The sequence below is a fragment of the Klebsiella sp. R445 genome (assembly GCF_051131755.1).
GTDB classification, from domain to species: Bacteria; Pseudomonadota; Gammaproteobacteria; order Enterobacterales; family Enterobacteriaceae; genus Klebsiella; species Klebsiella lignicola.
Genome location: NZ_CP180446.1, coordinates 1,951,335 through 1,974,754, shown reverse-complemented (window position 1 = coordinate 1,974,754; position 23,420 = coordinate 1,951,335). Strand labels below are relative to the sequence as shown.

21 protein-coding genes and 1 other RNA gene are annotated in these 23,420 nt (G+C 55.9%); 15 read left to right on the top strand and 7 right to left on the bottom strand.

The window, feature by feature from the left end:
• Nucleotides 1-31: 31 nt before the first annotated feature.
• Complete coding sequence (locus ACMYSN_RS09185; protein ID WP_462497781.1) at nucleotides 32-1,732, bottom strand: SgrR family transcriptional regulator; 1,701 nt, start codon at nucleotides 1,730-1,732, stop codon at nucleotides 32-34.
• 138 nt (nucleotides 1,733-1,870) lie between these two features.
• On the opposite strand from ACMYSN_RS09185, the gene cof reads away from it, so the two are divergent.
• Nucleotides 1,871-2,689, top strand: coding sequence for an HMP-PP phosphatase (gene cof / locus ACMYSN_RS09180; RefSeq protein WP_462497780.1), 819 nt, complete (start codon nucleotides 1,871-1,873; stop codon nucleotides 2,687-2,689).
• Between the two features lie 43 nt (nucleotides 2,690-2,732).
• Here the strand turns inward: cof and ACMYSN_RS09175 are convergent, their stop codons facing one another.
• Complete coding sequence (locus ACMYSN_RS09175) at nucleotides 2,733-3,785, bottom strand: PLP-dependent cysteine synthase family protein (protein WP_462497779.1); 1,053 nt, start codon at nucleotides 3,783-3,785, stop codon at nucleotides 2,733-2,735.
• A gap of 115 nt (nucleotides 3,786-3,900) precedes the next feature.
• On the opposite strand from ACMYSN_RS09175, the gene ACMYSN_RS09170 reads away from it, so the two are divergent.
• The 5 genes from ACMYSN_RS09170 to amtB all read left to right on the top strand — a co-directional run bounded on the left by ACMYSN_RS09170 (nucleotide 3,901) and on the right by amtB (nucleotide 9,846).
• Nucleotides 3,901-4,359 carry an Lrp/AsnC family transcriptional regulator gene (locus ACMYSN_RS09170; RefSeq protein WP_123755709.1) on the top strand — a complete coding sequence of 153 codons (459 nt, stop codon included), beginning with the start codon at nucleotides 3,901-3,903 and terminating at the stop codon, nucleotides 4,357-4,359.
• A 42-nt stretch (nucleotides 4,360-4,401) separates the two neighbouring features.
• Complete coding sequence (locus ACMYSN_RS09165) at nucleotides 4,402-6,174, top strand: multidrug ABC transporter permease/ATP-binding protein (RefSeq protein ID WP_462497778.1); 1,773 nt, start codon at nucleotides 4,402-4,404, stop codon at nucleotides 6,172-6,174.
• Complete coding sequence (locus tag ACMYSN_RS09160; RefSeq protein WP_462497777.1) at nucleotides 6,167-7,945, top strand: multidrug ABC transporter permease/ATP-binding protein; 1,779 nt, start codon at nucleotides 6,167-6,169, stop codon at nucleotides 7,943-7,945. Before ACMYSN_RS09165 ends, ACMYSN_RS09160 begins: the two co-directional genes overlap by 8 nt.
• Nucleotides 7,946-8,187: 242 nt before the next feature.
• Nucleotides 8,188-8,526: a P-II family nitrogen regulator gene (gene glnK, locus ACMYSN_RS09155; protein WP_004858743.1), complete on the top strand. Its 339-nt coding sequence runs from the start codon at nucleotides 8,188-8,190 to the stop codon at nucleotides 8,524-8,526.
• A 33-nt stretch (nucleotides 8,527-8,559) separates the two neighbouring features.
• Nucleotides 8,560-9,846: an ammonium transporter gene (gene amtB / locus ACMYSN_RS09150; protein WP_462497776.1), complete on the top strand. Its 1,287-nt coding sequence runs from the start codon at nucleotides 8,560-8,562 to the stop codon at nucleotides 9,844-9,846.
• A 57-nt stretch (nucleotides 9,847-9,903) separates the two neighbouring features.
• Here the strand turns inward: amtB and tesB are convergent, their stop codons facing one another.
• Nucleotides 9,904-10,767: an acyl-CoA thioesterase II gene (gene tesB / locus ACMYSN_RS09145; RefSeq protein WP_462497775.1), complete on the bottom strand. Its 864-nt coding sequence runs from the start codon at nucleotides 10,765-10,767 to the stop codon at nucleotides 9,904-9,906.
• Between the two features lie 219 nt (nucleotides 10,768-10,986).
• On the opposite strand from tesB, the gene ACMYSN_RS09140 reads away from it, so the two are divergent.
• Complete coding sequence (locus ACMYSN_RS09140) at nucleotides 10,987-11,502, top strand: YbaY family lipoprotein (protein WP_154143540.1); 516 nt, start codon at nucleotides 10,987-10,989, stop codon at nucleotides 11,500-11,502.
• 39 nt (nucleotides 11,503-11,541) lie between these two features.
• Here ACMYSN_RS09140 and ACMYSN_RS09135 read toward each other — a convergent pair whose 3' ends face one another.
• Nucleotides 11,542-11,853 (bottom strand): MGMT family protein, encoded by a 312-nt coding sequence (locus ACMYSN_RS09135; protein ID WP_462497774.1) that lies wholly within the window; start codon nucleotides 11,851-11,853, stop codon nucleotides 11,542-11,544.
• Between the two features lie 169 nt (nucleotides 11,854-12,022).
• On the opposite strand from ACMYSN_RS09135, the gene ffs reads away from it, so the two are divergent.
• The 3 genes from ffs to ACMYSN_RS09120 all read left to right on the top strand — a co-directional run bounded on the left by ffs (nucleotide 12,023) and on the right by ACMYSN_RS09120 (nucleotide 12,982).
• An RNA gene (gene ffs, locus ACMYSN_RS09130) (signal recognition particle sRNA small type) lies at nucleotides 12,023-12,119 on the top strand.
• Nucleotides 12,120-12,512: 393 nt separating this feature from the next.
• Nucleotides 12,513-12,770 carry a hypothetical protein gene (locus ACMYSN_RS09125; protein WP_123756220.1) on the top strand — a complete coding sequence of 86 codons (258 nt, stop codon included), beginning with the start codon at nucleotides 12,513-12,515 and terminating at the stop codon, nucleotides 12,768-12,770.
• A complete protein-coding gene (locus tag ACMYSN_RS09120; RefSeq protein WP_123755717.1) occupies nucleotides 12,767-12,982 on the top strand; it encodes a hypothetical protein in 216 nt (71 codons plus the stop codon). The genes ACMYSN_RS09125 and ACMYSN_RS09120 overlap by 4 nt, the downstream gene beginning before the upstream one ends.
• Before the next feature lie 260 nt (nucleotides 12,983-13,242).
• Here ACMYSN_RS09120 and yczR read toward each other — a convergent pair whose 3' ends face one another.
• Nucleotides 13,243-14,670 (bottom strand): aminotransferase-like domain-containing protein, encoded by a 1,428-nt coding sequence (yczR, locus tag ACMYSN_RS09115; RefSeq protein ID WP_462497773.1) that lies wholly within the window; start codon nucleotides 14,668-14,670, stop codon nucleotides 13,243-13,245.
• 87 nt (nucleotides 14,671-14,757) lie between these two features.
• On the opposite strand from yczR, the gene yczE reads away from it, so the two are divergent.
• Nucleotides 14,758-15,372, top strand: coding sequence for a YczE/YyaS/YitT family protein (gene yczE / locus ACMYSN_RS09110; RefSeq protein ID WP_462497772.1), 615 nt, complete (start codon nucleotides 14,758-14,760; stop codon nucleotides 15,370-15,372).
• Between the two features lie 31 nt (nucleotides 15,373-15,403).
• Here the strand turns inward: yczE and ACMYSN_RS09105 are convergent, their stop codons facing one another.
• Together ACMYSN_RS09105 and ACMYSN_RS09100 are read right to left on the bottom strand one after the other, a co-directional pair.
• The gene (locus tag ACMYSN_RS09105) at nucleotides 15,404-16,972 is read right to left on the bottom strand and encodes an EAL domain-containing protein (protein ID WP_462497771.1); all 1,569 of its coding nucleotides are present in this window, start codon (nucleotides 16,970-16,972) and stop codon (nucleotides 15,404-15,406) included.
• Between the two features lie 260 nt (nucleotides 16,973-17,232).
• A complete protein-coding gene (locus ACMYSN_RS09100; protein WP_462497770.1) occupies nucleotides 17,233-18,342 on the bottom strand; it encodes an ABC transporter ATP-binding protein in 1,110 nt (369 codons plus the stop codon).
• Between the two features lie 353 nt (nucleotides 18,343-18,695).
• Here ACMYSN_RS09100 and ACMYSN_RS09095 point away from each other — a divergent pair, with 353 nt between their 5' ends.
• The 4 genes from ACMYSN_RS09095 (at nucleotide 18,696) to ACMYSN_RS09080 (ending at nucleotide 23,416) form a co-directional block, all read left to right on the top strand.
• Complete coding sequence (locus ACMYSN_RS09095; protein WP_462497769.1) at nucleotides 18,696-19,928, top strand: maltodextrin ABC transporter substrate-binding protein; 1,233 nt, start codon at nucleotides 18,696-18,698, stop codon at nucleotides 19,926-19,928.
• Nucleotides 19,929-20,039: 111 nt separating this feature from the next.
• Nucleotides 20,040-21,347 carry a carbohydrate ABC transporter permease gene (locus tag ACMYSN_RS09090; RefSeq protein WP_123755723.1) on the top strand — a complete coding sequence of 436 codons (1,308 nt, stop codon included), beginning with the start codon at nucleotides 20,040-20,042 and terminating at the stop codon, nucleotides 21,345-21,347.
• A 10-nt stretch (nucleotides 21,348-21,357) separates the two neighbouring features.
• The gene (locus ACMYSN_RS09085) at nucleotides 21,358-22,209 is read left to right on the top strand and encodes a sugar ABC transporter permease (RefSeq protein WP_123755724.1); all 852 of its coding nucleotides are present in this window, start codon (nucleotides 21,358-21,360) and stop codon (nucleotides 22,207-22,209) included.
• 4 nt (nucleotides 22,210-22,213) lie between these two features.
• Entirely contained in the window at nucleotides 22,214-23,416 is a 1,203-nt protein-coding gene (locus tag ACMYSN_RS09080) for a glycoside hydrolase family 53 protein (RefSeq protein WP_462497768.1), read from the top strand.
• Nucleotides 23,417-23,420: the final 4 nt, after the last annotated feature.

Here is a 23,420-nt window from a genome sequence, read left to right as displayed (position 1 = left end):
TAGCGCTTGAGGGGCGCGGCGACCAGCTCCATCACGGCGCAGATGCCGGTAGCCAGGCGCTGGTGAAATCGAACCAGCCGCGGGCATTAAGCTCCAGGCCGTTCACCCCCGGCGGGGCGCTGATACGGTAATTGTAATTGAACAATGGCGTCATAATGGCGTCGTCCATCAGCCCGTTGAAGACGTTGCGTAATGCGTCGTTACGGCTGCGCTCTTCTGGCTGGGCCTGAACGGCGTCGAGGGTCGCCTGTAAATGGGCATATTGCGCCCCGGTCAACACATTGGGCCACATTGCATCACAGCGGAGCCACTGTTCCAGGGTGTATTCCGGTGATTCGCCGATCAGGCGATCGCCCATAATGAGATCCGCCTGCGGCAGATCCTGGCAACCCTGCCAGTTTTTCGCGTCGTGAAAAATGAGAGTCAGTTCGCAGCCAAGCGCGGCAAGCCGTAGGCGAAGCTGTTCTGCCATTGTATGCAGTTCGACGGGCAGGTGGTACAGCAGCGTCAGCCGCTTGGGGAGCTGGATATCATGATTCTCCGGTCCCTGAGGGATCGTCCAGCCGGGAAGTACCTCGTTGCTGGGGGTGATCAGATCTTCGTCGAGAGGAAGGGTTTCCAGCAGTGAAGAACGATGGATCAACGACACCAGACGCTGTGCCTGGGCGTTGCTGAGCCGGGGGCTCTGATGCAGCGCCAGATAACAAAAACCGAGGCTGATGCTGTTGCTGACCTGGCGCAGATTCGTAAGCTCATCCGGATCGCCAATCGTAATTTGCACCGGGTGGCGACAGCTGGTGCCCAGATTTTGTTCAAACAGCTGGGGCGTGATCCAGTACTCCACCGTCTGGATCAGCGGATGGTTCAGATGATAACGCGGATGATTTTCCAGCCGAACCAGCTCAGGGCTAAACAGTGTCAGGCGGAACGGACCGCTACCGACCGTCGGATCGTCGGGGTGGGCCAGTACGCTACAATAGCTGGCGAGGCGAAACGGCAGCCAAAAATCCGGGCGAAACAAGGTGATCGTCAGGCACTGCGTATGGGTCACATCAATCTGCTTAATGCTGGCAAACAGCGTGCGCAGGGCCGGCAAGTTGAGCAACATCAGTAAACGCTGCTGGATCTGCGCGGTCTCCAGCGAATCACCGTTATGCCAGAACAGCGTTGAGCGAATAAAGAACTGCCAGCGCAGGCCGTCAGCCGAAATCTGCCAGTGATGGGCCAAATCCCCGACCGGGGAACGGCTTTGTGCATCAAAGCGCGTCAGGCCAGAGAAAATCTGGCCGGCCAGATGCTGCTCCGCGCGACCGGGTAAAAACCCCGGCTGGAGCGGATCGAGCGGGCGATAGTAGGGAATACGCAGGGTCGGCGTATTGTTCTGCCACTGGCCGCCAAGAAACGGTGAGAGCAGTGCCTTAAGCTCGCCCGTCGCCAGCTGAGCCAGCTCCAGCGCGTTTTTCTGCTGCCCGTTGTTCAGGGCCAGCTCCATCATCTCGTTACGTAAGGTTTCCGGTGAACGATGGAATGTCAGGGTGCCGCGCTTCCCGCGCCCGGCGCTCGACTGCCAGCTCAGCCAGCCAGCCTGCTGGGCCTGACGAAGCAGCGTCCGAATATGGCGCTCGCTGCAAAAGCAACGGGCGGATAGTTCGCCGACGGTCACCTGCTGTGGCGCGCCGGACGAGGGCTGCCAGAGGCGCTGGTACTGGTTCAGACGATTTAATAATCTCATCACACTTTATCCTTTAAGCGGCCGCTGCGGTCAGTGATAAATCCGGAACAATATAATCTATCTATTCACTATTACTTCCGTATATCTCAGGCAATACTGGAACTCAAGCAAAACTCATCACGCTCTGGGGAGCAGAACATGGCAAGACTCGCTGCATTTGATATGGACGGCACGCTGTTGATGCCGGACCATCGTCTGGGAACGACCACGCTCGCGACGCTCAGACGCCTGCGTGAGCGTGATATCACCCTGACCTTTGCCACGGGACGCCATGCGCTGGAAATGCGCCATGTTATCGGTGAGTTTGCGCTGGATGCTTATTTAATTACCGGCAACGGTACGCGGATCCATACCCTGAACGGCGAAGAGCTGCACCGGAGCGATCTGACCCCGGATGTCGCGGAGGCGGTGCTCCACCGTCACTGGGACACCGCAGCCAGCATGCACGTCTTTAATGACCAGGGCTGGTTTACCGGGCAGGAGATGCCCGAGCTGCTGAAAGCACATATTTTTAGCGGTTTCCGCTATCAGATTGCTGACCCGAAGCGGATGCCGGGCAATACTGTCACCAAGGTGTGCTTCTGCGGCGATCACGACGATCTCCAGCGCCTCCAGCTTCAGCTGGCTGAAGCGCTCGGCGAACGCGCGCATATCTGTTTCTCGGCGTTCGATTGTCTGGAAGTGCTGCCGAATGGCTGCAATAAAGGCGCTGCGCTGGCGGTGCTTGGCCAGCATCTTGGCGTGTCGATGCAGGATTGTATGGCGTTCGGCGATGCCATGAACGACCGCGAGATGCTGGGAAGCGTCGGGCGCGGTGTGATTATGGGCAACGCGATGCCGCAGCTCAAAGCCGAGCTGCCGCATCTACCGGTAATCGGGGACTGTCGCCACGAGGCGGTCTCTCATTTTTTAACGCATTGGCTGGATAATCCTGATCTTCCTTATTCCCCCGAATAAATAGACCCTTCCAGCAGCCAGACACCTCGGTGTCTGGCTTTTTTTATTGTCCGTTCACCATCGCCGCAATTTTTGCCTGCCACGGCGCGATGTCACCAATATGGCTCGCCACCCACTGCGGGTTGTAATAGCTTTCGAGATAGCGCTCGCCGCTGTCGCACAGCAGGGTGACAATGGAGCCACTGCGTCCTTCAGCACGCATCTGCACGGCAAGCTCGAGCACGCCCCACATATTGGTCCCGGTAGAGGCGCCGACTTTCCGGCCCAGCAGCGTTTCCAGCCACAAAGCGGTGGCGACGCTGGCCGCGTCCGGCACCCGCAGCATGTCATCGACCACATCCGGAATAAATGACGGCTCGACCCGTGGGCGACCAATCCCCTCAATTTTACTCCCGACGGTGCTGCGCAGCGCGCTATCACGGCTCTGCCAGTAATCGAGGAATACCGAATTTTGTGGGTCAACGACCAGTAACTGCGTGCCATATCCCTGACTGCGGATATAGCGGCCAATGGTGGCGGAGGTTCCCCCGGTACCAGCGCTCATCACGATGTAAGAGGGCTGCGGATGTGGCTCATGGGTCATCTGACGGAAAATACTGTCAGCGATATTGTTGTTGCCGCGCCAGTCCGTCGCGCGCTCGGCGAAGGTAAACTGATCCATATAATGGCCGTTCAGTTCGCGGGCCAGCATCTCGGAGGCGGCATAGATTTCACACGCGCTCTCGACGAAATGGCAGCGGCCGCCGTAAAACTCAATCTGTTCGATTTTGCGTTTCGCCGTGCAGGACGGCATCACGGCGATAAACGGCAGGCCCAGCAGACGGGCAAAATAGGCTTCCGACACGGCGGTTGAGCCGGAAGAGGCTTCAATGATCGTGGTTCCTTCCTTAATCCAGCCATTGCACAGGCCGTACAGGAACAGTGAGCGGGCCAGGCGGTGCTTCAGGCTGCCGGTAGGATGGGTGCTCTCATCCTTCAGATAGATCTGGATACCTGGGAACCCGGGCAGCGCCAGGCGAATAAGGTGCGTGTCGGCGGAACGCTGATAATCGGCGTTAATTTCACTAATGGCGTGTTTTACCCAGGCGCTATTCATCGTTATTTCCAGTTTGTCATATTGTGCCCAGCTTAGCGGAAGTGTGAGGAAAAATTGTTGCTATTTAGCCTTTCGATTACACTATAAGGAGTAAAGTTTTCTCCTGGGACGCCAAATGTTAGATAAAATTGACCGTAAGCTGCTTTCTCTGCTGCAAACAGACTGCACCCTCTCTTTGCAGGCGCTGGCCGATGCCGTTAATCTGACCACCACTCCCTGCTGGAAACGGCTGAAGCGCCTGGAAGATGAGGGTATCCTGCGGGGGCGTGTCGCGCTGCTGGATGCTGAAAAACTTGGCCTTGGTCTGACGGCATTTGTGTTGATTAAAACTCAGCACCACAGCAGCGACTGGTACTGTCGCTTCGTCAGTGAAGTCACCCAGATGGCGGAAGTCCTGGGTTTCTGGCGCATGGCGGGAGAGTACGATTACCTGCTGCGAGTGCAGGTGGCGGACATGAAACGCTACGATGATTTTTATAAACGGCTGGTGAACAGCGTGCCGGGGTTGTCTGATGTCACTTCGAGTTTCGCGATGGAACAGATAAAATACACTACGGCCTTACCTATTGATTAGCGGCGTTTGCCGCGACGATTGACACACTCAGGATTCTACTGCTTGCGATTATTTGCCCAACTCAGCTGGTACTTCCGCCGGGAGTGGCGCCGCTATCTCGGTGCCATTGCCTTGCTGATCATTATCGCCATTTTACAACTGATCCCGCCGAAAGTGGTGGGGATCGTAGTCGATGGCGTCACCAGACAACATTTTAGCGCCGGGACGATCTGGCTGTGGATCGGCTCGTTAGTGCTGATCGCGGTGATGGTCTATCTGCTGCGCTACGTCTGGCGCGTACTGCTGTTCGGTGCGTCCTATCAACTGGCGGTGGAGCTGCGGGAAGATTTTTATCGCCAGCTCAGCCGCCAGCATCCCGCCTTTTACCTGCGCCACCGTACCGGGGATCTGATCGCGCGAGCGACCAACGACGTTGACCGGGTGGTCTTTGCCGCGGGTGAGGGGGTGTTGACCCTGGTCGACTCGCTGGTGATGGGCTGCGCGGTGTTCATCGTGATGTCGACGCAGATCAGCTGGCAGCTCACGCTGCTGGCGCTGCTGCCGATGCCGGTGATGGCGCTGGTGATTAAGCGCAACGGCGATGCGCTGCATGAACGTTTCCGCGTTGCCCAGGCGGCGTTCTCCAGTCTGAACGACCGAACCCAGGAAAGCCTGACCAGTATCCGCATGATCAAAGCCTTTGGTCTTGAAGACCGCCAGTCGGCGCAGTTCTCTGCCGACGCCGCGGATACCGGAAAGAAAAATATGCGCGTGGCGCGCATTGATGCGCGTTTCGACCCGACGATTTACATCGCCATTGGCACCGCGAATCTGCTGGCGATCGGCGGAGGGAGCTGGATGGTGATGCAGGGCAGCATGACGCTCGGTCAGTTAACCAGCTTTGTGATGTATCTCGGGCTGATGATCTGGCCGATGCTGGCGCTGGCGTGGATGTTTAACATCGTCGAGCGCGGTAGCGCGGCCTATAGCCGGATCCGCACGATGCTCGAAGAGGCGCCGACCGTCAACGATGGCAGCGAACAGGTGCCTGAAGGCCGCGGCGTATTGAATGTTGCGGTGCGCGAGTTTATCTATCCGCAGGCGCATAAAGCTTCACTGGAAAAGGTGAACTTTGTGCTCCAGCCAGGGCAGATGCTGGGCATCTGCGGGCCAACCGGCTCGGGAAAAAGCACCATCCTGGCGCTGATCCAACGTCACTTTGATGTCACCCAGGGGGATATTCGTTTTCATGATATTCCCCTGACCCGGCTGCAGCTCGATAGCTGGCGCGCCCGGCTGGCGGTCGTTAACCAGACGCCGTTTCTGTTTTCCGATACCGTCGCTAATAACATCGCGCTCGGCAGGCCTGATGCGACGCCGGAGCAAATAGAACGTGCGGCGCGGTTAGCCAGCGTACACGACGATATTTTGCGTCTGCCTCAGGGATATGAAACGGAAGTGGGCGAACGCGGCGTGATGCTCTCCGGTGGGCAGAAACAGCGTATTTCAATTGCCCGCGCGCTGCTGCTGGAGGCGGAGATCCTCATTCTGGATGATGCGCTGTCGGCGGTGGACGGCCGGACGGAACACCAGATCCTGCATAACCTACGACAGTGGGGGGAAGGGCGCACGGTGATCATCAGCGCCCATCGCCTGTCAGCCTTAACGGAAGCCAGCGAAATCCTGGTGATGCAGCACGGACATATCGTCCAGCGCGGTCGCCATGACGGACTGGCGGCTCAACCCGGCTGGTACCGCGATATGTATCGTTATCAGCAGCTGGAAGCGGCGCTGGACGATGCGCCACAGGAACATGAGGAGGCCACCGATGCGTAGTTTTGCCGAACTCTGGCCCACCTTAAAACGCCTGCTGGCCTACGGTTCTCCGTGGCGTAAACCGCTGATTATTGCGGTGGTGATGATGTGGATTGCCGCCGCGGCCGAGGTCAGCGGTCCGCTGCTGATCAGCTACTTTATCGATAATATGGTGGCGAAGAACGCGCTGCCGCTGAAGCTGGTTTGCGGTCTGGCGGTGGCCTACCTTGGATTACAGATCCTCGCGGCCACCCTGCATTATAACCAGTCGCTGCTGTTTAACCGTGCCGCCGTCGGCGTGGTGCAGCAGCTACGAAGCGATGTGATGGATGCTGCGCTGCGCCAACCGCTCAGCGAATTTGATACCCAGCCGGTGGGGCAACTGATCTCCCGAGTGACCAATGACACCGAAGTGATTCGCGACCTCTATGTGACCGTGGTGGCAACCGTGCTGCGCAGCGCCGCGCTGATTGGCGCGATGCTGGTGGCGATGTTTAGCCTTGACTGGCGCATGGCGCTGGTGGCGCTGGCTATCTTCCCGGCGGTGTTGATTGTCATGCTGATTTATCAACGCTACAGCACGCCTATCGTGCGCCGGGTTCGCGCATGGCTGGCGGATATCAACGATGGCTTTAATGAAGTGATTAACGGTATGGGCGTCATCCAGCAGTTCCGCCAGCAGGCGCGGTTCGGCGAACGGATGCGTGAAGCCAGCCACGCTCACTATCTGGCGCGGATGCAGACGCTGCGCCTTGACGGTTTCCTCCTGCGCCCGCTGTTGAGCCTGTTCTCAACCCTGGTGCTCTGCGGGCTGCTGATGCTGTTTGGCTTCAGTTCCGTCGGCACGATTGAAGTCGGGGTGCTGTATGCCTTTATCAGCTACCTTGGGCGCCTGAATGAGCCGCTGATCGAGCTGACGACGCAGCAGTCGATGCTCCAGCAGGCGGTTGTGGCCGGTGAACGAGTGTTCGAACTGATGGATCGCCCGCGCCAGGCGTGGGGGCAGGATAATGCCCCGCTGCGCAGCGGCAGGGTATCAATCGAGGATCTGTCGTTTGCCTACCGTGGCGATCGGCTGGTGCTGAAAGAGATTAATCTTGAGATCCCTTCCCGCGGTTTTGTGGCGCTGGTGGGCCATACCGGCAGTGGAAAAAGCACCCTGGCCAGCCTGATGATGGGCTACTACCCGCTGACCCGAGGGGAAATCCGCATCGACGGACGTCCGCTCGCGTCGTTAAGCCACAGCGCCTTGCGCCAGGGCGTGGCGATGGTGCAGCAGGATCCGGTGGTGCTGGCCGATACCTTTTATGCCAACGTCACCCTGGGGCGCGATATCAGCGAGGCGCAGGTCTGGGAGGCGCTGGAGTCGGTGCAGCTGGCGGAGCTGGCGCGTAGCATGGACGGCGGGATCTACACCCAGCTGGGCGAGCAGGGGAATAATCTCTCCGTGGGGCAAAAGCAGCTGCTGGCGCTGGCGCGAGTGCTGGTGGATACGCCGCAGATACTGATTCTCGATGAGGCGACGGCAAATATCGATTCCGGTACCGAGCAGGCGATTCAGCAGGCGCTGGCAAAAGTTCGCCAGCACACCACCCTGGTGGTGATCGCGCATCGCCTGTCAACGATCGTGGAGGCCGATACCATTCTGGTGCTCCATCGCGGACAGGCCGTTGAGCGTGGCAATCATCAGCAACTGTTGGCGGCAAAAGGGCGCTACTGGCAGATGTATCAGCTGCAGCTGGCCGGTGAAGAGCTGGCCGCCAGCGCCCAGGAAGAGTCGCTGACCGCCTGATGCACCATAAACAGGCAGTGGTTTTGTGGCGAATAAATGTGGTGCAAAAATGCAACTTACCATGCACTGTTGTGGTGCATTTTTGGCCGAAACGGATGCTTTTCTGAGGCATTCTTCCTCCATTCTCGTCTTTTCGTTGTGAAAAGGGCCGCTATGCGGTCCTTTTTCATTTCTGGCATAGCCCTTGCTTTATTCCCTGTGTGTTAGCTGCTGCCATTACGAATTCTGAGCGGAGGGGACTTATGAAGCTGGTTACCGTGGTAATCAAACCATTCAAACTGGAAGATGTGCGTGAAGCGTTATCTTCCATCGGCATTCAGGGCCTTACGGTCACTGAGGTAAAAGGGTTTGGCCGTCAAAAGGGTCATGCCGAGCTGTACCGTGGTGCCGAATATAGCGTCAATTTTCTGCCAAAAGTGAAGATTGACGTCGCGATTGCCGACGATCAGCTTGATGAGGTCGTTGATGTCATTAGTAAAGCGGCCTACACCGGAAAAATTGGCGATGGCAAAATTTTTGTCGCTGAACTGCAACGCGTTATTCGCATCCGCACCGGCGAAGCCGACGAAGCGGCACTGTAACGACCAGACCACACAGTGATGGGGATCGAGAAAATGAAAATAGCGACAATGAAAACGGGTCTGGGTGCGCTGGCACTTCTTCCGGGGCTGGCGATGGCCGCACCGGCAGTGGCAGATAAAGCCGACAACGCCTTCATGATGATTTGCACCGCGCTGGTGCTGTTTATGACAATTCCGGGCATCGCGCTGTTTTACGGCGGCCTGATTCGCGGCAAGAACGTGCTCTCAATGCTGACGCAGGTGATCGTTACCTTTGCGCTGGTGTGCGTGTTATGGGTGGTTTATGGCTATACGCTGGCCTTTGGGACCGGCGGCAGCTTCTTCGGCAGCTTTGACTGGGTGATGCTGAAAAATATCGAACTGAAAGCGCTGATGGGCTCTTTCTATCAGTACATTCACGTGGCGTTCCAGGGCTCCTTTGCCTGTATCACCGTTGGCCTGATTGTCGGCGCGCTGGCTGAGCGTATTCGCTTCTCCGCGGTGCTGATTTTCGTGGTGGTGTGGATGACCCTCTCCTATGTGCCGATTGCGCATATGGTCTGGGGTGGTGGTCTGTTGGCAACGCATGGTGCACTGGATTTCGCCGGCGGTACCGTCGTGCATATCAACGCCGCGGTTGCTGGGCTGGTCGGTGCTTATATGATGGGCAAACGCGTTGGCTTCGGCAAAGAAGCGTTTAAACCACATAACCTGCCAATGGTCTTCACCGGTACGGCAATCCTCTACGTCGGCTGGTTTGGCTTTAACGCCGGTTCTGCAAGCTCGGCAAACGAAATTGCCGCCCTGGCCTTCGTCAACACCGTGGTTGCGACCGCTGGCGCGATTCTGGCCTGGACCTTCGGCGAATGGGTTACGCGTGGTAAACCGTCCCTGCTGGGCGCGTGTTCCGGTGCTATCGCGGGTCTGGTTGGTGTCACGCCGGCATGTGGTTACATCGGCGTCGGCGGCGCACTGATTGTGGGTATCGCTTCTGGTCTTGCAGGTCTGTGGGGCGTTACCGTGCTGAAACGCTGGTTACGTGTCGATGACCCTTGCGACGTCTTTGGCGTGCATGGCGTGTGCGGCATCGTGGGCTGTATTCTGACCGGTATCTTTGCTGCCACCTCTTTGGGCGGCGTGGGTTACGCAGAAGGCGTCACCATGGGCCATCAGCTGCTGGTTCAGCTGGAAAGTATCGCTATCACCATCGTGTGGTCCGGTATTGTGGCCTACATCGGCTACAAAGTGGCTGACATGACCGTGGGTCTGCGTGTACCGGAAGAGCAGGAACGTGAAGGGCTGGACGTCAACAGCCATGGCGAGAACGCGTACAACGCCTGATAATTTGAGTTGTCTCCTGTAGTAGCAAAGCCTCCCGATGGGAGGCTTTTTTTATGATCACGCATTACGATTGCGCATGACCCCTTCCTGCACCGTTGACGCCACCAGGGTGCCATCCTGGGTATAAAACTCGCCGCGCACAAAGCCGCGGGCGCTGGAGGCTGAGGTGCTCTCTACGCTGTATAGCAGCCATTCGTTGATATTGAACGGGCGATGGAACCACATGGAGTGGTCGATCGTAGCGACCTGCATGCCCGGCTCAAGGAAGCCGACACCGTGCGGCTGCAGGGCCACCGGCAGGAAATTAAAGTCTGAAGCGTAGCCCAGCAGATACTGGTGGATACGGATGTCCTCCGGCACCGCGCCGTTGGCACGGAACCATACCTGGCGGGTTGGCTCTGCCACGTGGCCCTTCAGCGGGTTATGAAACTCTACCGGGCGGATCTCCAGCGGTTTATCGCTGAGGAACTTATCTTTGGCCTGTGGCGGCAGCAGGTGGGCCAGCTTGCGGGCGATATCCGTTTCGGACGGCAGTCCCTCCGGCGACGGGGCGGCCGGCATGGATTTCTGGTGTTCGTAGCCCGGCTCTGGCGCCTGGAAAGAGGCGGTCATATAGAAAATCGGCTTACCGTTCTGAATTGCCGCCACCCGGCGGGCGCTGAAGCTGTTGCCGTCGCGCAGGACTTCGACGTCATAAATAATCGGTTTCTGGCTATCGCCAGGGCGCAGAAAATAGCTATGAAACGAGTGGATCAAGCGCTCGGCAGGCACGGTTTCTTTGGCGGCGTACAGCGCCTGACCGACGACCTGGCCGCCAAACACCTGACGTAACCCCAGATCTTCACTCTGCCCGCGGAACAACCCTTCTTCAATTTTTTCCAGATTCAACAATGCCAGCAGATTGGTTAATGCCTGACTCATATTTATCCTCAATCAGTGATAACTGCATCGCGCAGCGCGTATTGAGGGCAAGTATAACCTGGAATCGCAAGTAGTCCGATGGGTTCAATAATCTGAATAAAGGGTCATTTGCAGGAAGATAACTGAGATCTGTGCCACACTTATCCATGATACAAATGTTCCTGCTCGCCAGTCGGCCGGACATACTCCTGTAGATAAAGGGATGAAAAGGAGAACATAATGAAATTTGCCTATATGTTTAGTGCTTTAGCTGTTGCCGCTACACTGACCGCCTGCGCGAATAATCACAGCGCCTCGACGACCAATGCAGCTGCTGCCCCCGATCCTTATGGCATTGCCTCGCTGAACGCTTCTCAGCAGCAGCCTAATGTTTCAGGCACCATCTCTATCCGGCAAAAAGTGGCACTACCGCCGGATGCGGTACTGACGGTCACGCTGGCTGATGCTTCTCTGGCCGATGCCCCGGCACAGGTCCTGGCGCAGAAAGCGGTACGTACCGAAGGTAAACAGCCGCCGTATAATTTTGTCCTGCCGTATAACCAGGCGGATATTAAGCCGAATGCGCGTATTTTGTTGAGTTCGGCAATTACGGTGAATGGTCAACTGATGTTTATCACCGATACCGTACAGACGGTGGTGACTCAGGGGGGGAATCGCGCCGACCTGCTGCTGGTTCCGGTGCAACATACCGCCGTTCCGGTTGCCAACGACACCAGTTCAACGACCGCACAGTAACCTCTACACACGCCCCTGTTCAGGGGCATTTTTTTGTCTTCAGTAAACCCAGCGATAGTGTTGCAGGTCAATATGGCCGCTGCCGGATACCTGCACGCCTTCCGCCAGCAGCGCCTGGCGCTGGCGCTGCAAATCCGGGCCGGTAAGCGAAATATCGCCGTGGCGATTGACGACCCGGTGCCAGGGAAGCGCTGAGCCTTCGGGCAGCCGTTTGAGCACGCCGCCCACCTGACGCGCGGCGCGTGGTGAGCCTGCCAGTCGGGCAATATCGCCGTAGGTGGCGACGTAGCCTTCCGGAATGGAGGCCACAATCTGCCAGACCCGTCGGGGAAATGTATCGTGAGAATCCATTGTTGGTCCTGTTACCGGGAAAGGGTCAGGATAATCGCTGGCAGAGTGGCTGTACAGGGACGGGCATTGCACAATAAACCAGCATCCGGTCGGCGTTAGCTTGCAATTCACCGGTTCAGTAGGGATAATGCGCCAGCGCGTTGGATAACAACGCTCTCAATGGGGGCCCTGTTGGTTCTCCCGCAACGCTACTCTGTTTACCAGGTCAGATCCGGAAGGAAGCAGCCAGAGCAGACGACGTGTGTGCCGGGATGTAGCTGACAGGGCCCCCACCCAATTCTGGGGATCCCCGCTATTTTTTTTCATTTTCATTCAATGATACCCGAACGCCACAACTACGCCCGGCCTGCGCCCCTTTTTTGTCGCAAGATGCTGGCGTGCAGAGGCCTGCAACGCTTTTGTCCTCCTGATGTCCCCGCGGCCGTTGTGCCATTACCGCTCACTATTACTTCTAAACGCCACTGATTTTTATTCTTTAAAGATATATGTCATATTAATGCAATATTATTGAAATATTAATGTCATTTTCATGTCACAAATAACGGGCAAATTAATTACGCTAATTACTACCAGGTAACAAGTCTGAAATATATCTCTGGATCGGTTTGTTAACTTCGTGTATTAATTATTGTAAATTTTTTTGCACGGGAAGCATGGCGATGACCACAGTTGTATTAAACGTAAAAATTGATGCAGAGTTAAAAGAAAAGCTGCGTCATTACGCGGAAGTAAATAACGAGAACCTGGGTACTGCAACGGAGAAACTGCTGCTGCTGGCTTTCCAAACAGCAGATTCGGCAGACGAGGCGGGGGTTTCGGAAGAAGATATTGATAGTCAGCATACCGAAGAAGAAACTTCTCCATTAACCCCTAAAGAAATCAAAGCGTTAAGAAAAATTCTGAAGAAGAAAAAATGAAACAACAACTCTCTACAGCCAGCAACTACAGCGAAGCCTGTGACATGTTACGTTCCGGGTATGTTAAGCATGTTCGCCTCAACTGGAATATCGGTAGTGATGAGTTTTTTCGCATTGCCTCCGACTGGTGTGACACCGGAGCAAAAATTAAGAAAGATGAAGATGGGTTTATTATCTCGTTAAAAAGTTTTCCTATTCCACGCCAGCATTAATGACATTCATTCATCGGTGTCATCGGGCTGACATATAGTCCTGACATGATGAAGTGCAATTTATAAAACCCTTCATCCTTCAAGTTGCCTGGGTGTTGGCTGCACCCGTTTACCCCAGTCACTTACCTGAGTAAGCTCCATGGGGATTTACAGTTTTGCCGCCTACAAGCAACGCGAATTATTTTGGGTATAAAAAACATCTCAAATGCGTCATGGATGATGACTTTTTGACGGGCTGATGCCAGCCCGTCGATATTTTATTATATTATTTTCCGCGTTCTTATATTTTCATTCTGTTGTGAAATTCCCGCCCACAATGGCTGTAGCGTCGTAAAAGCACTGCGCAACTCCTCATCCGCCAGGGTGAAGGGCAAACGCAAATAGCGATCGAAGGCGCCCGCCAGACCGAAACGCGTGCCGGTACCAATATGGATCCCATGACTTTCTGCCCTGGCCGAGAACTGCGTCGCCAGCATCCCCGGTAATTCTACCCAAAACGAAAGCCCGCCTTCCGGTGATGAAAAGCGCCAGTGCGGGAAGAACTCTGTCATCAGCGCGCTGCACATATCGCGGCGTGCGGCGAGCATCTCCCGGCGCGCGGGCAGCAACGCCTTCTCATGGTCCAGTAACCAGCGACAGGCCAGTTGTTCAAGCAGCGGCGTACCGAGATCGAGCGAATCACGGGCCTGCATTAACGAGGCGATGGTTCGCGAAGAGGCGCGGATCCAGCCAATACGTAATCCCCCCCAGAAACTTTTTCCTGCAGAACCAATGGTAATCACTGGCGCATCGGGGTTGAAGGTCGCCAGCGGAGGCGGCGGCGGGGCGTTGTACCACAAATCGACCATCGTCTCGTCGACCACCAACGTGGTGCGCGTTTGCGCCGCGATATCGGCGACCCGCTGACGGGTGGCGCTGTCCATGCAGCGGCCGGTGGGATTGTGAAAATCAGGCATTAGCCAGGCCAGGCGCGGGGCGGTTTGGGCGATGGTCGCCGCCAGGCCGTCGCAGTCCCAGCCCTGCTGCGGCAGAGCGACGCCAACCGGTCGGCAGGAGGCGCCCTGAATGGCGCTGATGGCCATGGGATAGGTCGGTGCGTCGACCACAACCCGGTCGCCTGGCCCGGTCAGCAGCCGTAAAACCAGCGCAAAAGCGCTCAGCGCGCCGTTGACGATCATCACCTCATCGCTGCGGGTGGGCAGCCCTCGTTCGCCGTAGCGGTGGGCGATGGCCTCACGTAAGACCTGTAATCCATGCTGATCGTAACCGGTATTCCCGAGGTGCTGCGGCATCACGGTTAACGCCTGCTGGTAAGCCTGGTGGATCTCCGGCCCGGCACTCAGGGCGGCGGTTGCCAGATTTATCGATGACGGGCGGAAGGCGACATCTTCCGCAGCGCCAGCACGTTCCGGCAGCGCGATGCGTGAACCGCTGCCCTGGCGGCTGTAAAGATAGCCCTCTTCACGCAGCTGGCCGAGCGCGCTGGCAACGGTGGTGCGGCTGACGTTCAGGGCGCTGGCCAGCTCGCGTTCACCGGGCAGGCGAGTTTCGAGGGTCAAGCGACCATCGAGGATCAGCAGGCGCAGGGCCTCCGCCAACTGGCGCCAGAGCGGCGTTCGACCCGCAGGCGCCTGCCAGTGGCCCAGCAGACGAACCAGAGATTGCGTACCAAAGCGACGAGAAACCATAGCGATCCACTTTTCTAAAACTGGCCATTAATTATCAATCCATTTTTATCGATGATGGAACCGTCCGCAATCATCCAGAGGTAAAAAATGTTACGTCGATTAGTGCAGCTTTATGTTGGTCTGGTCCTGTACGGCGTGTCGACCGCGTTGTTTGTTCATGCCAATCTCGGTGCTGATCCGTGGGATGTGTTTCACCTTGGCGTCGGCAAGCAGTTTGGTCTCGATTTTGGCACGGTGATGATTCTGACCGGCGCCGCGGTGCTGCTGCTATGGATCCCGTTGCGCCAGATGCCGGGGCTGGGGACCATCAGCAATGTCATCGTGCTGGGCCTGGCGGCCAACGCAACGCTCGCCGTTCTGCCGCCGCTGGATTCGCTGGTGATGCGCAGCCTGATGCTGGTGGGCGCTATCGTCATGAATGCCCTGGCGACCGGGATGTATATTGGTGCCGGTTTTGGTCCCGGACCTCGCGACGGACTGATGACCGGTTTACATGCCCGTACCGGCTGGTCTTTACGTGGGATCCGCACGGCGATTGAAGTGTCGGTGCTGGTGATTGGCTGGGCGCTGGGCGGGACTTTCGGGGTCGGAACCGTGCTGTATGCCTTAACGATCGGCCCGCTGATCCAGCTGTGTCTGCCGTGGTTCCGTCAGCCAGTACGGCCAGAACCAGCGGTCAGTCGTGGCGAAGTGGCCTCTTGATACGAGGCCACTGTCGGGAAAGGTAATGACCTCAGGGGGTTCGATACATTTTGAGGTTATTTTCCGCCCACTGGATAAACTCATCCTTCGGTAAGGCCGGGCTGTACAACCAGCCCTGAGCATAGAGAACATCGTGCTCGCATAGCCAGTCTCGCTGGCTTTGGGTCTCTACGCCTTCGGCAATGGTCACCAGATTCAGGGCCTTCGCCATCTTGATAATATGCGGCGTGAGCGGTTTGTACTCGAGGGCGTCGACGAAGGATTTATCAATTTTCAGCGTATCGACATCCAGTTTTTGCAGGTAGCTCAGGCTGGAATACCCGGTGCCAAAATCATCGATCGACACGCTGTGCCCCAGTTGGCGATAGCGGGCGATCACCGGCAGGGTGGTGGCGGGATCGATGAAACCGCGTTCCGTCAGCTCAAGGGTAATTTGCGCTGGGGCAATTTTCCATTGTTCAAGCTGCTGCTGCATCAGTTTGGGCAACCTTGGGGAGCGCAAATCATCCACCGAGAGGTTGATTGAGATGTGCAGGTCCGGCTGATTATGCAGCCATGGCCCCAGGTCGGTAAAAATCTTGCGGACGATATCTTCTGTTAAGTGGGTGATCAGCCCGGTCTGTTCGGCAAGGGGGATAAAAATGTCCGGCGACAAAAAGCTGCCGTCGGGCTGCTGCCAGCGGGCCAGCGCTTCGGCTCCGATGATTTTGCCATCTTTCAGTGCGACGATCGGCTGGTAATGGACCAGAATAGCATTGGAGTGAAGCGCATCCAGCATGCCATAGCGCGGCGAGCGCAGGGTCCGCAGCAGGCGCAGCAGCAAATAGGCGGCGATCAGGCTGATAAACAGGCCGATAGGCAACCACAGCATCAGCTGATGGCGAAATTTTTCCTGCAGCGGCAGCGTCGATGACCAGGTGGCGATAGCCAGTCCCAGTTCAGGAATGGGGTGCAGGCGATAGACGGTATTGTCGATGGTGAGCGTTTTGCTCTCCAGCCGCTGGATTTTCTCCCAGGCTGCCGGTGAAGGCGTGTTGCTGCTGGTCACCACCTGCTTATTCACCAGGCCAAACAGCACTGCATTAATATTATCCTGGCCCAGGGGAATGATATCGATAAACGACGCCGGGTCGATCATCACGATATGATTTTTGCTGCCGAGTGCCGTCATCTTATGTTTCAGGCCAAGATCGCTCACCGAGGTGAGCCAGGCGTGATAGCCATCGGCGGTCACGTGGTCGGGCGCCGGGAAAATAGCGGGCAGGCTGTAATCTTCAAGGGAAGAGCATTGTGGAATTGAGTCTTTAAGCCACAGAATTTCCCGCACATAGCGGTGGGTATAGGCAATCCGGCGCATGGTGAGCAGATGTTGCGGGCTGCAGCGGGGTCCGCTGTAGTCGTTGGCTTCCTGTAACGCTTCTCTGGCCTGATTAGCGACCTGCTGGATGCGGGTCAGCACCCGTGAAGAGTAGTTATCCAGCTCGGAATAAAACAGCGTTTTTGCCTGATTGGTTGCCAGCCAGATACTTAAGGCGATAGGCAAAATAATGGCGACGATCAACACCCCGGTAACCAGACTCACCAGATTCCGGGTCGTCATGGGCATATCCTTATATTATTGGGGGTTTGTTGAGTATATCCGATACTTGGCAAAGCTAGCAGGCGAGAGGTAATTAATATTACATTTAAAAAATGCCCGAATCATTTATGACGATGATATCGGGCAAACAGTGGATGATCCGCAGCGTTCGAGGCAATGAGCGACACGGAGTATAACGAGGGCTGTGGCTGGCATGCTGGCAGCAATGGCTACCAGCACCCGACATCAGTGTAAAAGCGGTTCATGACAACCAGATGTTGTTAATGCGCATCCGGGGCCGTGATATCAGCACTGATGCGCTGATTGCTTTCATCAAAGACCATACAGAAGCGGTCGTCGAACGCAACGTCGATTTTCTGCCATGGGCGGAAATGGACGTCGCCGGGCAGCAGAATTTTGACGTTGTCATGGCCGTAACACTGGCCGAACAGATAGGTGTTATTCCCCAGACGTTCCACCACTTCGCATTGAAACTCCACCACCGTGCCGCTGTGCACGTCGGTTGACAGGTGTTCCGGGCGGATCCCCAGCGTCACCGCATCGCCTGCTTGTAACGGTGAAGTGGTGATATTCAGCGTCAGGCTGTGCTGCTGTGCCATTTGTACGGTGAGTTGTCCCGGCTGCCACGCGGTTACGGTGGCGGGCAAGAAGTTCATCTTGGGCGAGCCGATAAATCCCGCGACAAACTTATTGACCGGGTTGTAGTACAGCGACATCGGCGAGCCCATCTGCTCGACTTTCCCGTAGTTCATCACCACGATTTTATCGGCCAGGGTCATAGCTTCAACCTGATCGTGAGTGACATACACCATCGTGGTTTTCAGTTCATGGTGCAGTTTGGCAATGTGCAGGCGCATTTCGACGCGCAGTTCGGCATCGAGGTTAGAGAGCGGTTCATCAAACATGAAGACCCGCGGGTTGCGCACGATGGCGCGGCCGATCGCCACGCGCTGGCGCTGGCCGCCTGAGAGCTGTTTGGGTTTGCGATCCAGCAGGTGGGTTAACTGCAGCGTTTTGGCGACCATTTCGACCTGACGACGGATCTCATCTTTAGGGACTTTATTGACCTTCAGGCCATAGCCCATGTTTTCAGCCACGGTCATGTGCGGGTAGAGAGCATAGGACTGGAAGACCATGGCCACACCGCGGTGGGCAGGCACCACGTCGTTCATGACTTCATCGCCAATCAACACTTCACCATCGCTGACATCTTCCAGCCCGGCGATCATGCGCAGCAGGGTCGATTTTCCGCAGCCTGACGGCCCGACAAAGACAGCAAATTCACCGTCTTCGATATCAAGATTGACCTGGTGCAGCGTCACGGTTTCACCAAACCGTTTGGTGACATTCCTCAGTCGTATATTGGACATCAACATTCCCCGGGGTTAGTAGTCGTTATGTGCCGTTGGGAGTAGGGTTGCAGTAATGATTGTAGTACGTGTAACAATCTGACTGAACTATGCTCAACAGCGCTGAAATCATGTGATGACTATAACTTCCAGTATTTTCGTGCCCTACACCGATGTTTCATTTCTGCAATCATGATCACACAACTGGTAGCTTTAGGTGGTTTTGTTCGCACTCAAAGCGTAGCGTATAACAAATCATGAAAATCTGATTATGTCGCTGTAAACCGCCATTTGTGAACAGATTCAGGAATGTTGATAAGTGGCAATTTCGAATAAAAACCAATAAATTGTTATACCTTCACATGAGGTTGATAATGAAAAAGAACACTCTTGCTGCGCTTATCCTCACTACGCTGGCCGCCGGACAGCTCATCAGCCTGCAGGCTCACGCCGCCGGACAACTCAACGTCTGGGAAGACATTAAAAAATCCGACGGCATTAAAGCCGCGGTAAGCGATTTTGAAAAACAGTTCGACGTTAAGGTCAATCTGCAGGAGATGCCTTATGCGCAGCAGCTGGAAAAGCTGCGCCTTGATGGCCCTGCCGGTATTGGTCCTGACGTCCTGGTTATCCCTAACGACCAGTTGGGCGGCGCGGTGGTGCAGGGGCTGTTGTCGCCGCTGACTCTGGCGGCAGATAAACAGGAGGTCTTTACCCCGGCTTCGATTAACGCCTTCCGGATGGATAACGTGTTGTATGGCGTGCCGAAAGCGGTGGAAACCCTGGTGCTGATTTACAACAAAGACCTGATCGACAAGCCGTTGGACAGCCTGCAGGCGTGGTTCGACTATTCGAAAACCCAGCGGGCGCAGAACAAATATGGCCTGCTGGCGAAGTTCGATCAGATCTATTACAGCTGGGGCGCCATTGGCCCGATGGGTGGCTATATCTTCGGTAAAAACGACAAGGGCGGGTTTAATCCGCAGGACGTCGGCCTGAATAAACCAGGCGCGGTTGAAGCCGTCACCTTCCTGAAAAAATTCTATAGCGAAAAAGTCTTCCCGGCCGGGATCCTCGGCGATAACGGGCTGAACGCCATCGATTCCTTATTCACCGAGAAGAAAGCCGCGGCGGTCATCAACGGACCGTGGGCCTTCCAGCCGTATGAAGCAGCCGGGATTAACTACGGCGTCGCGCCGCTGCCGATGCTGCCCGATGGCAAACCGATGAGCTCGTTCCTCGGTGTGAAAGGTTATGTGGTATCGACCTGGAGCAAAGACAAAGCGCTGGCGCAGCAGTTTATCGAATTTATCAACCAGCCTCAGTACGTGAAGGCGCGCTATGTGGCGACCGGCGAGATCCCGGCCCTGAAAGCGATGATTGACGATCCGCTGATCAAGAATGACGAGAAAGCCAGTGCGGTCGCGGTGCAGTCCGCGCGCGCCACGGCGATGCCGGGCATTCCGGAAATGGGCGAAGTGTGGGGGCCGGCAAATGCGGCGCTGGAGCTGAGCCTGACCGGAAAACAGGATCCGAAAGCGGCGCTCGATAACGCCGAAAAACAGATCAAGATGCAGATCGAGGCGATGCAGGCCAGCAACCAGTAATCGCGATGTTGGTCATTTACCGGTGACAGGCGCGAGCCTGTTTTCCGGAACATCAGGGCTTAGAGGTAAAGAAACGGGGGGCGCTCCTCCCGTTTTCAGAAGGAGTGGTGTGTGATTATCAATCCCAGCGAAAATATTGCCGAAGCACGCGGTGCAGGGCGCCATGCGTGGTGCAGTCTGCTGCTGGCTATCGTACCGGGTTTTGGCCAGTTTTATCACCGCCAGTGGCTGAAGGGGCTTGTCTTCCTGGTGCTGCTGAGCAGTTTCATGGGAATTTTTTATGACTTCCTGCAGGAAGGTCTGTGGGGGCTGTATACCTTAGGCGAAGAAGTGCCGAGGGATAACTCTATTTTCCTGCTGGCGGAAGGGATCATCAGCGTGCTGATCGTCGCTTTCGGTCTGCTGGTTTATTACCTTTCGCTGCGCGATGCCTGGGTGAACGGCAAAAAGCGCGATGAAGGCGTGGCCCTGAACAGCGTCCGCAAACAGTACCAGATGCTGTTAAACGCCGGCTTCCCTTATCTGATGATTAGCCCCGGCTTTATTCTGCTGGTGTTCGTCGTCATTTTCCCGATTCTGTTTGGTTTTGCTATCGCCTTTACGAACTACAACCTGTACCACACGCCGCCGGCGAAGCTGGTGGACTGGGTTGGCTTTAAGAACTTCGTGAATATTTTCACGCTCTCTATCTGGCGCTCGACCTTCTTTGACGTCCTGCAGTGGACGGTGGTGTGGACGCTGCTGGCGACGACCCTGCAGTGTACCGTCGGCGTGCTGCTGGCGATCCTCGTGAACCAGAAAGACCTGCGTTTTAAGCCGATGATTCGTACCATTTTTATCCTGCCGTGGGCAGTCCCGGGCTTTGTCACCATTCTGGTGTTCGCAGGGATGTTCAACGACTCGTTTGGGGTGATTAACAACGCGATTCTGTCGTTCTTTGGCATCGGGCCGAAGGCGTGGCTTACCGATCCGTTCTGGACCAAAACGGCGCTGATCATGATGCAAACCTGGTTAGGTTTCCCGTTCGTGTTCGCCATGACCACCGGCGTGTTGCAGGCGATCCCTGACGATCTGTATGAAGCCGCAACCATGGACGGCGCCAGCGCCTGGACGCGTCTGCGGACTATTACTTTGCCGCTGGTGCTGTACTCGATTGCGCCGATCATCATCACCCAGTACACCTTCAACTTTAACAACTTCAACATTATCTATTTGTTCAACAACGGTGGGCCAGCGGTGGCGGGTTCGAACGCCGGCGGGACGGATATTCTGGTGTCGTGGATCTACAAGCTGACGATGTCCTCTTCGCAATATGCCATTGCGGCAACCATTACTATTCTGCTGTCGATTTTTGTCGTCGGCCTGGCGTTGTGGCAGTTCCGCGCCACCAAATCCTTCAAAAACGACGACATGGCGTAAGGGAAGTCACATGGCTAAATCACCCAGTATTAAACGCGAAAAGTGGATCCGCCTGTCACTCACCTGGCTGATTGTTATTCTGGTCTCGGTGGTGATTATTTATCCGCTTATCTGGACGGTCGGGGCGTCGCTGAATGCCGGCAACAGCCTGCTCAGCACCTCGATTATTCCCGAGAATCTGTCATTCCAGCACTATGCCGACCTGTTCAACGGTAATGTGAACTACCTGACCTGGTACTGGAACTCGATGAAAATCAGCTTCATGACCATGGTGCTCACCTTAATCAGCGTCAGTTTTACCGCCTACGCTTTCTCGCGCTTTCGCTTTAAAGGGCGGCAGAACGGGCTGATGTTGTTTCTGTTGCTGCAGATGATCCCGCAGTTCTCTGCGCTGATTGCAATCTTTGTGCTCTCGCAGCTGCTGGGGCTGATTAACAGCCATCTGGCGCTGGTGCTGATCTACGTGGGCGGCATGATCCCGATGAATACCTGGCTGATGAAGGGCTACCTCGATGCGATCCCGAAAGATCTGGATGAGTCGGCGCGCATGGACGGTGCCAGCAGCTTCCGTATCTTCTTTGAGATCATCATGCCGCTGTCAAAACCGATCCTCGCGGTGGTGGCGCTGTTCTCCTTCACCGGTCCGCTGGGCGACTTTATTTTGTCGAGCACCATCTTGCGTACCCCGGACAAATACACGTTGCCGATCGGTCTTTATAACCTGGTCGCGCAGAAAATGGGCGCCAGTTACACCACCTATGCCGCAGGGGCGGTGTTGATTGCCGTTCCGGTGGCGATTCTCTATCTGGCATTACAAAAATACTTTGTTTCCGGCCTGACCGCTGGCAGTACAAAAGGATAACCCCATGAAAAGATTAACACCCGCTGTGCTTGCTGTTTGTCTGGCATGCAGTTTTTCCCCCGCTGTGCTGGCTGCGGAAGCGCTGCAAACGCGCGCATTTAATAAGATGCCCGCCGACTTTATCAAAGGCGCGGATATCTCCACGCTGCTGGATGCCGAAAAGCACGGGGCAAAATTTTATAACCACAACAACCAGCTGCAGGATCCCATCGCCATCCTGAAAGCCGATGGCGTGAACTATGTGCGCCTGCGCCTGTGGGTCGATCCCAAAGATGCTCAGGGCCAGGGCTACGGCGGTGGTGATAACGATCTGGCGGCAACCCTGGCGCTGGCAAAACGGGCTAAAGCGCAGGGCATGAAGCTGCTGTTGGACTTCCACTACAGCGATTTCTGGACCGATCCGGGTAAACAGTACAAACCCAAAGCCTGGGAGAAAATGGATTACCCGCAGCTGAAAACGGCAATCCACGACTATACCCGCGACACCATCGCCCGCTTTAAGCAGGAAGGCGTCCTGCCGGATATGGTGCAAATCGGAAATGAGATCAACGGCGGCATGCTGTGGCCAGAAGGCAAAAGCTGGGGCCAGGGCGGTGGCGAATTTGACCGCCTGGCAGGGTTGCTGAATGCGGCAATCGACGGGCTGAAAGAGAACCTCAAGCAGGGTGAGCAGGTGAAAATCATGCTGCATCTGGCGGAAGGCACCAAGAACGATACCTTCCGCTGGTGGTTCGATGAAATCAGCAAGCGCAATGTGCCTTACGACATTATTGGCCTGTCGATGTACACCTACTGGAACGGTCCGATTAGCGCGCTGAAAGCGAATATGGATGACATCAGCAAGCGCTATAACAAAGATGTGATTGTCGTGGAAGCGGCCTACGCCTATACCCTGGATAATTGCGATAACGCAGAAAATAGTTTCCAGGCGAAAGAAGAAAAAGATGGCGGTTATCCGGCGACTATTCAGGGACAATATAATTATATTCACGACCTGATGCAGGCCGTTATCGATGTTCCTGAACAACGCGGGAAAGGTATTTTTTATTGGGAGCCAACCTGGATTGCCGTTCCGGGAAATACCTGGGCCACGCCGGCGGGCATGAAATATATCCATGATGAATGGAAACAGGGAAATGCCCGGGAAAACCAGGCGCTGTTTGATTGCCAGGGAAAAGTTTTGCCATCGGCGAAAGTCTTTAATTAATCGT

Bases quoted from the DNA above. Each gene is read 5' to 3' on its own strand.
- ACMYSN_RS09085 (WP_123755724.1), top strand. From the start codon at position 21,358: ATGGCTAAATCACCCAGTATTAAACGCGAAAAGTGGATCCGCCTGTCA.
- ACMYSN_RS09125 (WP_123756220.1), top strand. From the start codon at position 12,513: ATGACCACAGTTGTATTAAACGTAAAAATTGATGCAGAGTTAAAAGAA.
- ACMYSN_RS09185 (WP_462497781.1), bottom strand. From the start codon at position 1,732: ATGAGATTATTAAATCGTCTGAACCAGTACCAGCGCCTCTGGCAGCCC.
- ACMYSN_RS09170 (WP_123755709.1), top strand. From the start codon at position 3,901: ATGTTAGATAAAATTGACCGTAAGCTGCTTTCTCTGCTGCAAACAGAC.
- ACMYSN_RS09175 (WP_462497779.1), bottom strand. From the start codon at position 3,785: ATGAATAGCGCCTGGGTAAAACACGCCATTAGTGAAATTAACGCCGAT.
- cof (WP_462497780.1), top strand. From the start codon at position 1,871: ATGGCAAGACTCGCTGCATTTGATATGGACGGCACGCTGTTGATGCCG.
- ACMYSN_RS09080 (WP_462497768.1), top strand. From the start codon at position 22,214: ATGAAAAGATTAACACCCGCTGTGCTTGCTGTTTGTCTGGCATGCAGT.
- ACMYSN_RS09135 (WP_462497774.1), bottom strand. From the start codon at position 11,853: ATGGATTCTCACGATACATTTCCCCGACGGGTCTGGCAGATTGTGGCC.
- yczE (WP_462497772.1), top strand. From the start codon at position 14,758: ATGTTACGTCGATTAGTGCAGCTTTATGTTGGTCTGGTCCTGTACGGC.
- tesB (WP_462497775.1), bottom strand. From the start codon at position 10,767: ATGAGTCAGGCATTAACCAATCTGCTGGCATTGTTGAATCTGGAAAAA.
- ACMYSN_RS09140 (WP_154143540.1), top strand. From the start codon at position 10,987: ATGAAATTTGCCTATATGTTTAGTGCTTTAGCTGTTGCCGCTACACTG.
- ACMYSN_RS09105 (WP_462497771.1), bottom strand. From the start codon at position 16,972: ATGACGACCCGGAATCTGGTGAGTCTGGTTACCGGGGTGTTGATCGTC.
- ACMYSN_RS09100 (WP_462497770.1), bottom strand. From the start codon at position 18,342: ATGTCCAATATACGACTGAGGAATGTCACCAAACGGTTTGGTGAAACC.
- ACMYSN_RS09120 (WP_123755717.1), top strand. From the start codon at position 12,767: ATGAAACAACAACTCTCTACAGCCAGCAACTACAGCGAAGCCTGTGAC.
- ACMYSN_RS09160 (WP_462497777.1), top strand. From the start codon at position 6,167: ATGCGTAGTTTTGCCGAACTCTGGCCCACCTTAAAACGCCTGCTGGCC.
- glnK (WP_004858743.1), top strand. From the start codon at position 8,188: ATGAAGCTGGTTACCGTGGTAATCAAACCATTCAAACTGGAAGATGTG.
- ACMYSN_RS09095 (WP_462497769.1), top strand. From the start codon at position 18,696: ATGAAAAAGAACACTCTTGCTGCGCTTATCCTCACTACGCTGGCCGCC.
- yczR (WP_462497773.1), bottom strand. From the start codon at position 14,670: ATGGTTTCTCGTCGCTTTGGTACGCAATCTCTGGTTCGTCTGCTGGGC.
- amtB (WP_462497776.1), top strand. From the start codon at position 8,560: ATGAAAATAGCGACAATGAAAACGGGTCTGGGTGCGCTGGCACTTCTT.